Annotated in this window: 14 protein-coding genes; 6 read left to right on the top strand and 8 right to left on the bottom strand. The window is 63.5% G+C overall.

Going from position 1 to position 14,135, the window contains the following annotated elements:
- Positions 1-41: 41 nt before the first annotated feature.
- From NKI15_RS23565 to NKI15_RS23555, 3 genes are all read right to left on the bottom strand, one after another.
- A complete protein-coding gene (locus NKI15_RS23565; protein WP_023670726.1) occupies positions 42-824 on the bottom strand; it encodes an ATP-binding cassette domain-containing protein in 783 nt (260 codons plus the stop codon).
- Positions 821-1,882 carry an ABC transporter permease gene (locus NKI15_RS23560; RefSeq protein WP_023705472.1) on the bottom strand — a complete coding sequence of 354 codons (1,062 nt, stop codon included), beginning with the start codon at positions 1,880-1,882 and terminating at the stop codon, positions 821-823. Before NKI15_RS23560 ends, NKI15_RS23565 begins: the two co-directional genes overlap by 4 nt.
- Positions 1,883-2,032: 150 nt before the next feature.
- The gene (locus NKI15_RS23555) at positions 2,033-3,010 is read right to left on the bottom strand and encodes a sugar ABC transporter substrate-binding protein (RefSeq protein WP_081725578.1); all 978 of its coding nucleotides are present in this window, start codon (positions 3,008-3,010) and stop codon (positions 2,033-2,035) included.
- A 264-nt stretch (positions 3,011-3,274) separates the two neighbouring features.
- Here NKI15_RS23555 and NKI15_RS23550 point away from each other — a divergent pair, with 264 nt between their 5' ends.
- From NKI15_RS23550 to NKI15_RS23535, 4 genes are all read left to right on the top strand, one after another.
- A complete protein-coding gene (locus tag NKI15_RS23550) occupies positions 3,275-4,501 on the top strand; it encodes an ROK family transcriptional regulator (RefSeq protein WP_023702241.1) in 1,227 nt (408 codons plus the stop codon).
- The gene (locus NKI15_RS23545) at positions 4,502-4,948 is read left to right on the top strand and encodes an RbsD/FucU family protein (protein ID WP_023684581.1); all 447 of its coding nucleotides are present in this window, start codon (positions 4,502-4,504) and stop codon (positions 4,946-4,948) included. It begins immediately after the preceding gene.
- Entirely contained in the window at positions 4,945-5,868 is a 924-nt protein-coding gene (locus NKI15_RS23540) for a carbohydrate kinase family protein (protein ID WP_023708422.1), read from the top strand. Before NKI15_RS23545 ends, NKI15_RS23540 begins: the two co-directional genes overlap by 4 nt.
- 291 nt (positions 5,869-6,159) lie before the next feature.
- Positions 6,160-7,302, top strand: a complete 1,143-nt coding sequence (locus tag NKI15_RS23535; RefSeq protein ID WP_023698144.1) for a DegT/DnrJ/EryC1/StrS family aminotransferase — start codon at positions 6,160-6,162, stop codon at positions 7,300-7,302.
- Between the two features lies 1 nt (position 7,303).
- Here NKI15_RS23535 and cysQ read toward each other — a convergent pair whose 3' ends face one another.
- From cysQ to NKI15_RS23515, 4 genes are all read right to left on the bottom strand, one after another.
- Positions 7,304-8,092, bottom strand: a complete 789-nt coding sequence (cysQ, locus tag NKI15_RS23530) for a 3'(2'),5'-bisphosphate nucleotidase CysQ (protein ID WP_031196482.1) — start codon at positions 8,090-8,092, stop codon at positions 7,304-7,306.
- A 10-nt stretch (positions 8,093-8,102) separates the two neighbouring features.
- Complete coding sequence (cysN, locus tag NKI15_RS23525) at positions 8,103-10,040, bottom strand: sulfate adenylyltransferase subunit CysN (RefSeq protein WP_023705475.1); 1,938 nt, start codon at positions 10,038-10,040, stop codon at positions 8,103-8,105.
- Positions 10,041-10,042: 2 nt separating this feature from the next.
- Positions 10,043-10,948, bottom strand: a complete 906-nt coding sequence (cysD, locus tag NKI15_RS23520; protein WP_023705476.1) for a sulfate adenylyltransferase subunit CysD — start codon at positions 10,946-10,948, stop codon at positions 10,043-10,045.
- A gap of 73 nt (positions 10,949-11,021) precedes the next feature.
- Positions 11,022-11,570, bottom strand: coding sequence for a hypothetical protein (locus NKI15_RS23515; protein WP_245261131.1), 549 nt, complete (start codon positions 11,568-11,570; stop codon positions 11,022-11,024).
- Between NKI15_RS23515 and NKI15_RS23510 the strand changes: the two genes are divergently transcribed.
- Positions 11,557-12,648 carry an O-antigen ligase family protein gene (locus NKI15_RS23510; RefSeq protein WP_245271838.1) on the top strand — a complete coding sequence of 364 codons (1,092 nt, stop codon included), beginning with the start codon at positions 11,557-11,559 and terminating at the stop codon, positions 12,646-12,648. The genes NKI15_RS23515 and NKI15_RS23510 overlap by 14 nt on opposite strands.
- The gene (locus NKI15_RS23505; protein ID WP_023705479.1) at positions 12,645-13,595 is read left to right on the top strand and encodes an NAD-dependent epimerase/dehydratase family protein; all 951 of its coding nucleotides are present in this window, start codon (positions 12,645-12,647) and stop codon (positions 13,593-13,595) included. Before NKI15_RS23510 ends, NKI15_RS23505 begins: the two co-directional genes overlap by 4 nt.
- Here NKI15_RS23505 and NKI15_RS23500 read toward each other — a convergent pair.
- A complete protein-coding gene (locus NKI15_RS23500; protein ID WP_023705480.1) occupies positions 13,586-14,125 on the bottom strand; it encodes a sugar transferase in 540 nt (179 codons plus the stop codon). The genes NKI15_RS23505 and NKI15_RS23500 overlap by 10 nt on opposite strands.
- Positions 14,126-14,135: the final 10 nt, after the last annotated feature.

The following is a 14,135-nucleotide window of genomic DNA, read 5'->3' as shown; positions in this document are numbered from 1 at the left end:
ATGCCGCCAGTTCCCCTGCGGCAATTTATCCGTCGAGCGGATCAGGCAGCGAGTGCAGCCTCCGGCGGAACCTTCGCTCCCGTCATGAAGGCGACGGCGTCGGACATGGTATATTGCTTGGGATCGATGACGCAGAGGCGGCGACCCAGCCGATGGATATGGATGCGGTCGGCAACCTCGAAGACATGCGGCATATTGTGCGAGATCAGCACGATCGGCAGGCCTCGTTTCTTGACGTCGAGGATCAGTTCCAGCACGCGGCGGCTCTCCTTGACGCCGAGTGCGGCGGTCGGCTCGTCCATGATCACCACGCGGCTGCCGAAAGCAGCGGCGCGCGCCACCGCCACGCCCTGGCGCTGGCCGCCCGACAGCGTTTCCACCGCCTGGCTGATGTTCTGGATGGTCATCAGCCCAAGCTCGGTGAGCTTGTCGCGGGCGCGCTTTTCCATTGCGGGCCGGTCGAGCATACGAAGCCAGTCGCCGAGGAAGCCGGGTTTGCGGATCTCGCGGCCCAGGAACATGTTGTCGGCGATCGACAGGGCCGGCGACAAAGCCAGGTTTTGGTAGACCGTCTCGATGCCCGCCTCGCGCGCCTCCATGGGCGATTTGAAAGCGACAGCCTTGCCTTCAAGACGGATCTCGCCTTCGTCGGGCACGGCGGCGCCGGAAATCGCCTTGATCAGCGATGATTTGCCGGCGCCATTGTCTCCGATGACGGCCAGGATTTCGCCGGGGTAGAGGTCGAAGTCGGCATTGTCGAGGGCGGTGACACGGCCATAGCGCTTGATCAGGCCGCGCGCGGTGAGGATGGGTTCCACGGTCATGCCGAAACCTTTCTGATCCATTGGTCGATCGCCACGGCGCCGATGATCAGCACACCGGTGAGCAGCACCTTCCATTGCGGATCGGCGCCCAGCATGTTGAGGCCCATCGAGACGACACCGACGATCATCGCGCCGAAAAGCGTGCCCAGAATTGAGCCGCGCCCGCCGAACAGTGAAATGCCGCCGATCACCGTCGCGGTTATCGCCTGCAGGTTGTAGTCGGTGACGGCGGCTGACGGCGAGATCGAGCCGTTGCGGCCGATGGACACCCAGGCAGCGAAAGCGGCGATCAACCCGGCAAGGGTGTAGACCGTCATCAACACCTTCTTGGTCTGGATGCCAGACAGCTTCGCCGCCTCCTGATCATCGCCAACGGCGTAGACATGGCGGCCCCAGGCGGTGTGATTGAGCACGTACCAGAGGATCAAAACGAGCACGACCGTGGCGATGACGCCCAGTGTGAGCACCGCCGTGCCGATCTTGAAACTCAGGGCAAAGAGATGCAGCAGCGGCGCCTGGGCGTCGACGTCGGTATCGCGGATCGTCTCATTGGCCGAATAGATGAAGTTCGTCGCCATGACGATGTTCCAGGTGCCGAGCGTGACGATGAACGGCGGCAGCTTCATGTAGGCGACCAGCAAGCCGTTGAGCAGGCCGCAGACTGCGCCGGCGGCAAGCCCGATGGGCACTGCGAGCACGGCCGGCATGCCGTAGCTGACCGCGCAATTGCCCATGATCACGGCCGAAATCACCATGATCACGCCGATCGACAGGTCGATGCCGGCGGTCAGGATGACCAGTGTCTGCGCGGCACCGAGGATGCCGACGATGGCGATCTGCTGCAGGATCAGCGTCAGCGTATAGGATGAGAAGAAACGCCCGCCAATGGCGATGCCGAAAATGACGATCGACAAGACCAGCACAATCAGCGGCACCGCCGCCGGCGTGGAGTGCAGGAAATGCTGGATGCGCTTGACGGCCGATTTGTGCTCGTCAAAGGCGGCAACGCTTGTGTCGCTGCTCGAGAGAACCTTCTCGAATTCCTGTGCTTGAGCCATGTTTCCTCCCCTGGGCTTCAGCTCCATGCCGATACCCGCTCGCGCCTGTCCGGTCTGCTGCCGGGATTATTCGCGTGACGCATCGTCCACCCGAAGCGGCCGGGGATCAAGCCCCCGGCCGTCAGCTTGCCGCTGGCTGTCAGGCAGCCATCAGCCCCAGCACTTGGCGAGGCCTTCCTTGGTGTCGATCGACTTCACGCCATTGGCCGGCTTGTCGGTGACGAGGTTGACGCCGGTGTCGAAGAAGTTCTTGCCTTCGGTCGGCTTCGGCTTGGCGCCGTCCTTGGCGAAGGCGGCGATCGCCTCGATGCCGAGTGCCGCCATCTGCAGCGGGTATTGCTGCGAGGTGGCGCCAATGACGCCTTCGGTCACCGACTTCACACCGGGGCAGCCGCCATCGACCGAGACGATCAGCACCTGGCTTTCGAGCCCGACCGCCTTGAGCGCCTGGTAGGCGCCGACAGCGGCGGGCTCGTTGATGGTGTGGATGACGGTGATGGAGTTGTCCTTCTGCAGAAGGTTTTCCATCGCCTTGCGGCCGCCTTCTTCATTGCCGTTGGTGACGTCGTGGCCGACGATGCGGGCATCGTCCTCATCGCCGATCTTGTTGGGATCCTTCACGTCGATGCCGAAGCCCATCATGAAGCCCTGGTCGCGCAGCACATCCACGGTCGGCTGTGAGGGGGTCAGGTCGAGGAAGCCGATCTTGGCGTCCTTGGCCTTGTCGCCGAGGGTCGCGGCTGCCCAGGCGCCGATCAGCTTGCCGGCTTCCAGATTGTCCGTCGCAAAGGTCGCGTCGGCGGCATCGATCGGGTCCAGCGGGGTATCGAGCGCGATCACCAGCAGGCCGGCGTCACGCGCCTTCTTCACCGTCGGCACAATGCCCTTGGTGTCGGACGCGGTGATCAGGATGCCCTTGGCGCCGTCGGCGATGCAGCTTTCGATCGCCGCCACCTGGCTCTCGCTATCGCCGTCGATCTTGCCGGCATAGGTCTTGAGGTCGACGCCAAGTTCCTTGGCCTTGGCGGTCGCGCCCTCCTTCATCTTGACGAAGAAGGGGTTGGTGTCGGTCTTGGTGATCAGGCAGGCGCCGACGCCGGCGGCCGATGCTGTCGAAGCAAACGCCATCAGGCCGAGGCCCGCCGCGGCGAACACGGTGGACTTCAATAAAGCTTTGGTCACGATCTTCCTCCCATGGAACCATGCGGATGCCGCCAACCGGCATCTTGAGCGCGTCCACTGAAGTTCTCCCAGTGTGGACGCGCCCTCAAATGACACCAGCGGGAGCCGCCTGTCAATAATTAAATCACTCTTATTTATTATTGACAGCTTTGCGCGGTTCACTCATTCTGCCGCAAAAGCAGTAAGAATAAACCAAGGGAAGGAACAAGGGTGGAGACCGGCATTGCGAGGCACGGTTCGCCCGAGGCGGCCGCCAGCCGTCTCCACCGTGGCACCAACCAGAGCGGCATGCGCGACCACAATGAGCGGCTGGTGCTGTCGTTGGTTCGCCAGCACGGCAGCTTGGCCAAATCAGACATTGCGCGCATGACCGGCCTTTCAGCGCAGACCGTCTCGGTCATCATGCGCGAACTGGAGGAAGACAGCCTGCTGCTGCGCCAGGCGCCGTTGCGCGGCAAGATCGGCCAGCCCTCCATCCCGATGGCGCTGAACCCCGAAGGCGCCTTCTTCATCGGCCTCAAGATCGGCCGCCGCAGCGCCGAACTGGTGCTGATCGATTTCCTCGGAACTGTGCGTTCCATGCTGCAGCACTCCTACCGCTATCCGGCGCCGCGCGAGACGGTTGAGTTCGTCACCGAAGGCATGAAGACGATGCGCGCCGAACTGACACCTGCGCAGGACAAGCGCATTGCCGGGCTCGGCATCGCCATGCCGTTCGAACTGTGGAACTGGGCCGACACCGCCGGCGCGCCGCGCGACATCATGGACGAATGGCGCCATCGCGACATCCGTGCCGACATCCAGGCGCAGTGCGAATTCCCGGTCTATCTGCAGAATGACGCCACCTCCGCCTGCGGCGCCGAGCTGGTGTTCGGCCAGACCGGCGGGGCGCGCGACTTCGTCTATTTCTATATCGGCGCCTTTGCCGGCGGCGGCATCGTGCTCAACGGCCGGCTGTTCGGCGGGCCAACCGGAAATGCCGGGGCGCTGGGTTCGATGCCGGTGCCGGGGCCGGACGGCAAGCCGACGCAGCTCATCGACGTCGCCTCGATCGCCATGCTGGAAAAGGCGCTTAACGCACGCGGCGTCGAGGCTTCGCATCTGTGGACGTCGCCTGAGGATTGGGGCGAGATCGGTCACGAGCTCGACGACTGGATCGCCAATGCCGCTCAGGCGCTGGCCTATGCCATCGTATCGGCGTCCTCGGTGATCGATTTCGAGGCCGCGGTGATCGACGGCTGGATGCCGCTCGCTGTCCGGCGCCGGCTCGTCGATGCGATCAGGCAGGCGATCGGTACGATCGATGGCGAAGGGCTGAAGCTTCCGGTGGTGCGCGAAGGCACCGTCGGCATCCATGCCCGCGCGCTGGGCGGCGCCAGCCTGCCGCTGTCCGAACGCTTCCTCATCGGTTCGACCACGATTTCCAGGAGCATCTGAATGCTGATCGGTATTCCGTCGCTGCTCGGTCCGGAGCTTCTGGCGACATTGCGCGCCATGGGCCATGGCGACGAGATCGCGCTCGTCGACGGCAACTATCCGGCGGAAGAACAGGCAAACCGGCTGATCCGCGCCGACGGTCTTCACCTCATACCGGTGCTTGACGCCATTTTGAGCGTGCTGCCGGTGGACGACTTCGTGCCGGAAGCGCTGTTTCGTGCCTCGGTCAAAGGCGATCCCTCGGTCGCCGATCCGGTCCACCATGAAATCGAAACGATCTGCACCAGGCGCGCGCCGGGCCGCAAGGTGGTTGCGCTGGCGGGCGCCGACTTCTATGCACGCGTCCGGTCGGCATATGCGATCGTCGGGACCAGCGAACCCCGGCTCTACGCCAACATCATCATCCGCAAGGGCGTGATCTATCCGCCGGAGAACAAGAAATCATGATCCTCTGCTGCGGCGAAGCCCTGATCGACATGCTGCCGCGCACCACGACACAGGGCGAGCCGGCCTTTGCGCCCTATGTCGGCGGCGCGGTGTTCAACACGGCGATCGCGCTTGGCCGCCTCGGCGCGCCCGCCGGCTTCTTTTCCGGCCTGTCGTCGGATCTGTTCGGCGGCCAGTTCCGCGAGGCGCTCGGCGCAAGCAAGGTCAGCTCCACCTATGCGCACACCTCCCCTCGCCCGACCACGCTCGCCTTCGTGCGGCTCACCAACGGCCAGGCGACCTACACTTTCTACGACGAAAACACCGCCGGGCGCATGCTGACGACAGAGGATCTGCCGAAACTGGGCGCCGAGATCGAAGCCATGCTGTTTGGCGCCATCAGCCTGATTTCGGATCCGGCGGGTGCTGCCTACGAAGAATTCATGAAACGCGAGCACCAACGCCGCGTCATGATGCTCGACCCCAACATCCGGCCGAACTTCATCCCCGACAAAGCCAAGCACCTCCGGCGCATCCGCTCGATGATGGCGATGGCCGACATCGTGAAGCTATCGGATGAGGATCTGCACTGGTTCGGCGAGGCCGGCTCGCATGAGGACGTCATCCGCAATTGGCTCGATCGGGGCCCCAAGCTGATCGTCGTCACCCATGGCAGCGAAGGCGCAGTCGGCTACAGCAGGGATCACAAGGTCACGGTGATGCCGCATAAGGTGGAGGTGGTCGACACGGTCGGCGCCGGCGACACTTTCAATGCCGGCATTCTGGCCTCGCTGCACGAGCAAGGCCTGCTCACCAAGGCCGGGATCGGCGGCCTTTCGGAGGACGCCATCCGTCAGGCGCTGGCCCTCGGCGCCAAAGCGGCGGCGGTGACCGTGTCGCGGGCCGGCGCCAACCCGCCCTGGCGGCACGAAATCGCCTGATCCACGCTTAGTCCGCCGCCAGCCGCTGCAAGCAGCCGATCACTTTATGTTTCCGCGAGCCGGAAAGACGCACTGAATCAGCCGGATTAATAGGCGGCGAAGCCCGGATTTCCGGCATCTTGCGGCAATGCAGGGAAAGCCTGAAGTAACAGGCTGCGACACCTAGACAACCCGTCCCGCGGCCGGTCCGGCTTTCTAGACCGACCCAACTCTGGTACCAGCGGCCCGGTTAAGTTGTTGTTTCTGTGCGTGTCGTTGGGGCGGCTCGCACCACACCGTTTTGAGGCCGACATGCAATTCATCGATCTTGGCGCGCAGCGCGAACGTATCCGCGACCGGCTGAAGGCCGCGATCGACAATGTCGTCGAGGAAGGCCGCTATATCCTCGGACCGCAAGTCACCGAATTCGAAAACAAGCTCGCAGCCTATATCGGCACCAAGCATGTCGTGGCCTGCGCCAACGGCACCGACGCGCTGCTGTTGCCGCTGTTTGCCGCCGGTATCGGCCCCGGCGACGCGGTGTTCGTGCCGAGCTTCACCTTTGCCGCGACGGCGGAAGTGGTGGCGCTTGCCAAGGCCGAACCGGTTTTCGTCGATGTCGACGCCGAGACCTACAACATCGACATCGCCAGCCTCGAGGCGGCGATCGCCATGATCAAGAAGGAAGGCCGGCTGAAGCCGAAGGCGATTATTCCCGTCGACCTGTTCGGGCTTGCCGCCGACTACGAGGCGATCATGGCGATTGCCAAGCGCGAAGGGCTGCTGGTGATCGAGGATGCGGCGCAGTCGATCGGCGGTTCGGCCGACGGCACAATGTGCGGCGCCTTCGGCCATGTCGGCTCGACCAGCTTTTATCCGGCCAAGCCGCTGGGCTGCTACGGCGATGGCGGCGCGATGTTCACCAATGACGACGCGCTGGCCGACCAGCTGCGCTCGTTTGCGTTCCACGGTAAGGGCGAGACGCAGTATGACAATGTCCGCGTCGGCATCAATTCACGCCTCGACACGATCCAGGCGGCGATCCTGATCGAGAAACTCGCCATCCTCGAAGACGAGATGGTCGCCCGCCAGGTGGTGGCCAAGCGCTACGCCGAAGGTCTCGGCGACATCGTCAAGGCGTCACGCAATCTGGGCGGTGGCCGCTCGGCCTGGGCGCAATACGCCATCGAGACGCCGAAGCGCGACGGGTTGAGGGCGCATCTCGGCGAAAAGGGCATCCCTTCGGTGATCTATTATGTGAAGCCGCTGCACGAGCAGGTCGCCTATCGCGACTATCCGCGCACGCCGACCGGGCTTGCGGTTTCGGAGGAACTGCCGAAGCGCATCCTGTGCCTGCCGATGCATCCCTATCTCAGCGAAGCCGACCAGGACCGCATCATCGAGACGATCCGCAACTACATTGGCTCGAACTCGGCGCATGTAGCGGCGGCGTAAGTTACGCCGCGTCCGCCGCCTTCCCGCTCGCAATAAAATGCGGGTTGGCGAAATCCTCGTCGTCGCTCTGTTTGCGCTTGCCATAGGTGAGCGGCTCGCCGTCCAGCGTGCGCGTCATGCCGCCGGCGGCGCGCAGTACGGCGTCGCCGGCCGCCGTGTCCCATTCCATGGTGCGGCCGAAGCGCGGATAGATGTCGGCTTCGGCTGCGGCGAGCAGGCAGAATTTCAGCGATGAGCCGACCGAGACGATCTCGGCGGCGCCGAGATCCTTGATGAAGGCTTCGGTCTCCGGGGTGTTGTGCGAGTGGCTGGCAACGACCGCCAGCGGCGTGACCGCCCTCCTAACCGAAATCCGCCGGCGGCCGACGATACGGAAGTCGCCTTCGACCTCGATTGCTTCGGCCCAGCCCGGCCGTCCAGAGAAGAACCGCCCGCTGCACGGTGCGAAGACGACGCCGATCTCCGGCACGCCGTGCCGGACAAGCGCAATGTTGACGGTGAAATCGGTCCGGCGGTTGACGAATTCCTTCGTTCCATCGAGCGGATCGATCAGGAAGAAGGCGCCATCCAGATCGGGCGGCACAATGCCTTCGGCGACCTCTTCCTCGGCCACGCAGGGAATATCGGGATAGGCCGCACGCAGGCCGGCGAGGATGATCGTCTCGCTCTCGCGGTCGGCTTCCGTGACCGGCGAGGAGTCGGACTTGCTGTCGACCGCGCAGCCGGCCTTGAAGACCCGCATCACCTCGCGTCCGGCTTCGAGCGCCAGGCGCTCGAACACGTCGAGCATCACTTCGTCGTCAGATGCCGCCGCCGCTGTCATATTGGTCTTCGGCAATGTCGCGCTCATTCAGCCAGTGTTCCAGAGCCTCTACCATCTCCTCGGCCGTCTTGCCGAGTGTCTTGAGATGGATTTCGGGATTTTCGGGAGCTTCATACGGGGAATCGACGCCGGTGAAGTTCTTGATCTCGCCATTCAGCGCCCGTGCGTAAAGGCCTTTCGGGTCGCGTCGGGCGCATTCCTCGAACGGCGTATCGACGAACACTTCGACGAACTCGCCGTCGGCCATCAACTCCCTGGCCATGCGCCGCTCGGCGCTGAAGGGCGAGATGAAGGAGACAATGACGATCAGCCCGGCATCGGCCATCAGCTTGGCCACCTCGGCGACCCGGCGGATGTTTTCGACACGGTCGACGTCGGTGAAGCCGAGATCGCGGTTTAGGCCGTGGCGGACATTGTCGCCGTCGAGAATGTAGGTGTGGCGCCCGGAAGCGAACAGCTTCTTCTCGAGCAGGTTGGCGATGGTCGACTTGCCCGAACCGGAAAGCCCAGTGAACCAGAACACGGCGGGACGCTGGCTCTTCAGGTCGGAGCGGCCGCGCTTGCCGACATCGAGCGACTGCCAGTGGATGTTTTCGGCGCGGCGCAAGGTATGCAGGATCATGCCGGCGCCGACCGTGGCATTGGTGATGCGGTCGATCAGGATGAAGGCGCCGGTATCGCGGTTGTCGGCGAAGGAGTCGAAGGCGATCGGCGCCCGGGTCGAGATGTTGCAGATGCCGACTTCGTTCATCTCGAGCGACTTCGCCGCCTCGCGAGCGAAGTCGTTGACGTTGACGCGGTATTTCAGGTCGGTGACGGTGGCGCTGGTCTGGTCGGTCTCGGTGCGCAGTATATAGGAGCGACCCGGCAGCAGCGCTGCCTCGTCGAACCAGACGATGTTGGCGGCGAACTGGTCGGCGACCTGCGGCCGTGCCGCCGGCGACACCAGCATGTTGCCTCTGGAGACCTCGACCTCGTCATCGAGCACAAGGGTGATGGCCTGGCCGGCCACCGCCTGGGCAAGATCGCCGCCTTGCGCGACGATGCGCTTGACCCGCGAGGCCTTGCCGGATTTGGCGACCACCACCTCGTCGCCCTGCGCGACGGAGCCGGACGCGATGGTGCCGGCAAAGCCGCGGAAGTCGAGATTGGGCCGGTTGACATACTGCACCGGAAACCGGAACGGCAGTTCGACCGCGGCCTCGTCGACCGATATGGTTTCGAGATGCTCGATCAGCGACGGGCCGGAATACCACGCCGTCTTGCCGGAGCGGCTGGTGACATTGTCGCCATAGCGGGCCGACATCGGGATCGGCACGATCGTCTGGAAGCCGAGCTCGTGCGAGAACTGCCGGTAATCCTCGACGATACGGTCGAACACCGCCTGGTCGAAATCGACGAGGTCGATCTTGTTGACGGCAAGCACGATATGGCGGATGCCGAGCAGCGAAGCGATGATCGAGTGGCGCCGGGTCTGGCGCAGCACGCCCTGGCGCGCATCGATGAGCACGATGGCGAGATCGGCGGTAGAGGCGCCGGTCGCCATGTTGCGGGTGTACTGTTCATGGCCGGGCGTGTCGGCGACGATGAACTTGCGCTTGGGCGTGGCGAAGAAGCGGTAGGCGACGTCGATGGTGATGCCTTGCTCGCGCTCGGCCTCGAGGCCGTCGACCAGAAGCGCGAAGTCGATGTCGTCGCCAGTGGTGCCGTGCTTGCGGGAATCGCGCGCGAGTGCGGCGAGCTGGTCCTCGAAGATCTGCTTTGTGTCGGACAGAAGACGGCCGATCAACGTCGACTTGCCGTCGTCGACCGAGCCGCAGGTGAGAAAGCGGAGCAGCGACTTCTTCTCCTGCGCCGCCATGTATTCGCGCACGCCGTCGGTGGGAGCGAGGCTCTTGGCCAGGATATGGCGCATGCTCAGAAATACCCCTCGCGCTTCTTCTTTTCCATCGAGCCGGCTTCATCGCGGTCGATGAGGCGGCCCTGGCGCTCGGAGGTGCGCGCCGTCAGCATCTCGCCGACGATGGCTTCGAGCGTGTCGGCGTCGGATTCGATGGCGCCGGTCAGCGGATAACAGCCAAGCGTGCGGAAACGGACCAGGCGGTTCTCCACCGTCTCATCGGGGCGCAATTGCATGCGATCGTCATCCTTCATGATCAGCATGCCGTCGCGTTCGACCACCGGCCGCTCCTTGGCGAAATAGAGCGGCACGATCGGGATGTTTTCCTGCAGAATGTACTGCCAGATATCGAGCTCGGTCCAATTCGACAGCGGAAACACGCGGATCGATTCGCCCGGCGCGATGCGGGTGTTGAAGATCTTCCACATCTCCGGCCGCTGGTTCTTCGGGTCCCAGACATGCTGGGCGTTGCGGAAGGAAAAGATGCGCTCCTTGGCGCGCGACTTCTCCTCGTCGCGCCGCGCCCCGCCGAAGGCAGCGTCAAAGCCGTATTTGTCGAGCGCCTGGCGCAACGCCACCGTCTTCATCACATGGGTGTGGGTGTTCGAGCCATGGTCAAAGGGGTTGATACCGTCGCGCACGCCGTCTTCATTGACGTGGACCAGCAGGTCGAAGCCGAGCTTCTGCGCCATCTGGTCGCGAAAGGCGATCATCTCGCGGAACTTCCAGGTGGTGTCGACATGCAGGAAGGGGAAAGGCGGCTTGGCCGGATAGAAGGCCTTCATCGCCAGATGCATCAGCACGGAGGAATCCTTGCCGACGGAATAGAGCATCACCGGCTTGGAGAAGGAGGCCGCAACCTCACGGAAGATGTGGATGGACTCGGCCTCGAGCCGCTGCAGATGCGTAAGCGCGATGTTCATGGACTGTGAGCGTTCTCTCGTGCAATCCAGACCTTGCATCAGATGGATCGGGCGTCCTTTTCAGCCGCCCGGTTCAAGCTTCACTGCTGGACACTATCGGTTCGTGCCGGCGTTCTAGCAGATCGCCACCTGATATAACAACGCTGGAAAGGCCGGCGGCCACACCGATCGGCAACGAATTTTCCATGAAAAGCCCAGAATCGGGAAATTCCTGCCCGACGGAGCGATAGCCTTCAAAGGCCGGGAAAAATCTTGCCTGGACCGAAAGAAACGCCGGCCCGACCTCGTCGCACTTTCGAAAACCGCACCCAGCCGCTATACCGGCTCCTGAACCTGCGCCGGGCGGCATGCCGCAAATGCCGCGCCAAACATTGTCCGTCGCCACGCGACCCAGCGCATTGTGAACCAGAGCATTGACCCCGATCTCCGCCATCAAGCAGCACGTTTCGCCGTCACGGATCAACATCACCTTCTCCATTCTGTGCTTCTTTTTCCCGCCGGTGCTGGGATCGGCGGTCAGCTTTTTGTTCAATGGCGGCGGCCTGTGGTCGGTGCTTCTGCTTGCGTTGAAAAGACGGCGTTTCAACATTGACCGGCCGATGACCGTGATGACGGTGGCCATCTATGCCTATTGCGCAGCCAGCGTGCTCGCCTCCATCGTCAACAATTCGATCGCCAGGGATGCGCCGCATCTGGCAGGGCTGATCACCTTCCTGTTTTTCCCTGTCTCATACGCGACCTGGAGCATTACCGAGAAAACCACGCTGACGCGCATCGTCGTGCTGGCGAGCGCCGCCGCCTGTTTTGGCGCCGTGCTGCTGGCGGTCGTGCAATATCACGGGCTGGGCATACGGGCCGAAGGCGGCGCCGGCAATCCGATCGTGTTCGCGACCGTCGCCTGCCTCAGCATGATGATGTGCCTGGCAGGCGCTTTATCGGGTGTAGAAAAGAACAGGACGTTGCTGGCCTGCGCGACACTGGCCGGCGCGGTCGCCATTGTCTATTCGGGATCTCGGATAATCTGGCTGGCGATGCTGGTGGCCGGCATCGCGGTCCTGCTGATCAACCGTCGCAAGCTCAACAACAGAAACGCCATTCGGCTTTTGCTGATTGCGGGGGCGACCGGCATCGTCATCGCTGTCATCGGTCTCCCCATCATTTCCGAGCGCGCGGCCTTCCTGTTCAGCGACTGGGATGCGCTCGCCACGAAGGGCGACCACACGACCGCGCTCGGCTTGCGCGCCGCACTTTGGCAGATTGGCCTGAGCGCCTTCCACGACATGCCGATTTTCGGCCACGGCATTGCCGCAAGCCGCGAGCTGATAAAGGATGGGTTCCACAATCAGTTCAACATGCCGTCGACGGGCTTCAGCCATTTCCACAATGGCTTCCTGACCGCATTGGTGGAGGCCGGCCTGCTTGGAGCCGTAACGCTCGCGGCTGTGTTCGTCGTTGCCGCGAGAAACGCGGCCATCGTGCTGCGCACCAGCGCGGACGCGATCGAGCGGTTCGGCGCCACGATGATTGTCGTCACTGCGATCACCTATCTCATCGGCGGCCTGACCGGCATCCTGGTCGGCCACGACATCCTCGATGCCACACTGATGGTGTTTCTGGTGTCCGGGACCTATCTTGCATCGGGCCGGCAACAAATGCTGCCGGAACAACCGGCCCCGGCGCCCCAGGCAAGCCGGCCGTGAAAGTGCTGGTCACAGGCGCGACGGGTTTCATCGGCAGGCAGGTGGTCAACCAGCTTCGCGAAGCCGGGTTCGGGGTGCGCATGGCATCGCGCCACCCGGAACGGCTCGATCCCGTGAGCGATGCGGTTTTGTTGCCGGACTTCGACGCGCCGGCCCAGGCATTCCAGGCGCTGATGCGAGATGTCACCCATGTCGTCCACTGTGCGGCGCTCAACAATGACCGCAAGGCGAGCGAAGCCGACTTCATGGCCGCCAACGCGACACTGACCGCCCAGCTGGCGCGCGCGGCCGCCTGGCGGACAAGCGGGCGCTTCGTCTATCTGTCATCGATCCGGGCGGTGGCCGGTCCCGGTTTCAGCGGAACCATCAGTGAAGCGACGCCAGCAGCCCCGCAATGCGCCTATGGGCGCTCGAAACGCGAAGGCGAGATCAGGATGCTCGAAGCCTATGCCTCCAGGCCCTCCGACGCCACGACGTTGCGCCTGCCGCCGGTCTATGGCGAAGGCATGAAGGGAAACCTGGCGTACCTGATGCGGCTGAGCGGCATGCCTATAGCCTTGTCGCTGCCGGCGGCGACCTTCAGCGGCCTCCGATCATTGATGTCATGCGAGAGTGCGGCGCGAACCGCTGTTTATCTGTTCAGCCGTCCGCAGTCGGTTCGCCGGGCCTACGTCGCCTGCGACCTCCCGCCCCTCCCGGTCTCATCCATCATCATGGCCTTCCGGGACGGTTATGGCTACTCGTTGAAGCTGTCCAGAGTGCCCGGCGGCCTGGTGCGGACAGCACTGACCTTGATCGGCAAACGCACGGCATGGGAGGCGATGACCGCGACCCAAATTTGCGATCCGTCCGTGCTGGTATCCGAAGGCTGGGCGCCACAGACCGATTCGCTCGAACAGCTGACCGAGCTCGCACGCCGCTACAAATCGGGTGCCGTTCAGCGGTAGAAAATCGTGCCTATGAGAATGCGGACATCGAGGCCCACCGATGCCGACTTTAAATACTCGGCATCGGTTTCGGCGCAGAGCTTTGGGTCGGACATGTCGATGCCTTTCATCTGCGCGAGCCCGGTAATGCCCGGAAGCGCCGCAAGCACACCCAATTGCCTGCGGCGTTCGACCAATTCCGTCTGCGTGGGCAGGCACGGCCGCGGTCCGACCAGGCTCATCTCGCCCTTGAGCACGTTCCAGAGCTGCGGCAGCTCGTCGATCTTGAATTTCCGCAGCACCTTGCCGACGGCAGTGACGGAAATTGCCGGCGCCTGATGCGAGGGCAGAGACGGCGTTCCCACAACCATCGTGCGCAGCTTGTGGCAGGCAAACGGCACCCCGTGCTGGCCGACACGGGTTTGAGAGAAGAGTGCCGGTCCAGGCGACGTCGTCCTGATTGCCAGCATGGCAAGCAGGATGAAAGGCGAGGCCAGTGGCAGCAGCAGCGCCGCCACCGCCAGGTCGAAAGCTCGCTTGGGTTCCCTCATGGCCGTGTCT

This window comes from Mesorhizobium sp. M0862 (assembly GCF_040319795.1).
In the GTDB taxonomy this organism is placed as follows: domain Bacteria; phylum Pseudomonadota; class Alphaproteobacteria; order Rhizobiales; family Rhizobiaceae; genus Mesorhizobium.
This window is presented reverse-complemented; position numbering and strand designations above follow the sequence as displayed.

Excerpts from the sequence above, each read along its gene's own strand:
- NKI15_RS23565 (WP_023670726.1), bottom strand. The coding sequence starts at position 824 with ATGACCGTGGAACCCATCCTCACCGCGCGCGGCCTGATCAAGCGCTAT.
- NKI15_RS23560 (WP_023705472.1), bottom strand. The coding sequence starts at position 1,882 with ATGGCTCAAGCACAGGAATTCGAGAAGGTTCTCTCGAGCAGCGACACA.
- NKI15_RS23555 (WP_081725578.1), bottom strand. The coding sequence starts at position 3,010 with ATGGCGTTTGCTTCGACAGCATCGGCCGCCGGCGTCGGCGCCTGCCTG.
- NKI15_RS23545 (WP_023684581.1), top strand. The coding sequence starts at position 4,502 with ATGCTGATCGGTATTCCGTCGCTGCTCGGTCCGGAGCTTCTGGCGACA.
- NKI15_RS23540 (WP_023708422.1), top strand. The coding sequence starts at position 4,945 with ATGATCCTCTGCTGCGGCGAAGCCCTGATCGACATGCTGCCGCGCACC.
- NKI15_RS23535 (WP_023698144.1), top strand. The coding sequence starts at position 6,160 with ATGCAATTCATCGATCTTGGCGCGCAGCGCGAACGTATCCGCGACCGG.
- cysQ (WP_031196482.1), bottom strand. The coding sequence starts at position 8,092 with ATGCTCGACGTGTTCGAGCGCCTGGCGCTCGAAGCCGGACGCGAGGTG.
- cysN (WP_023705475.1), bottom strand. The coding sequence starts at position 10,040 with ATGCGCCATATCCTGGCCAAGAGCCTCGCTCCCACCGACGGCGTGCGC.
- cysD (WP_023705476.1), bottom strand. The coding sequence starts at position 10,948 with ATGAACATCGCGCTTACGCATCTGCAGCGGCTCGAGGCCGAGTCCATC.
- NKI15_RS23510 (WP_245271838.1), top strand. The coding sequence starts at position 11,557 with ATGACGGTGGCCATCTATGCCTATTGCGCAGCCAGCGTGCTCGCCTCC.
- NKI15_RS23515 (WP_245261131.1), bottom strand. The coding sequence starts at position 11,570 with ATGGCCACCGTCATCACGGTCATCGGCCGGTCAATGTTGAAACGCCGT.
- NKI15_RS23500 (WP_023705480.1), bottom strand. The coding sequence starts at position 14,125 with ATGAGGGAACCCAAGCGAGCTTTCGACCTGGCGGTGGCGGCGCTGCTG.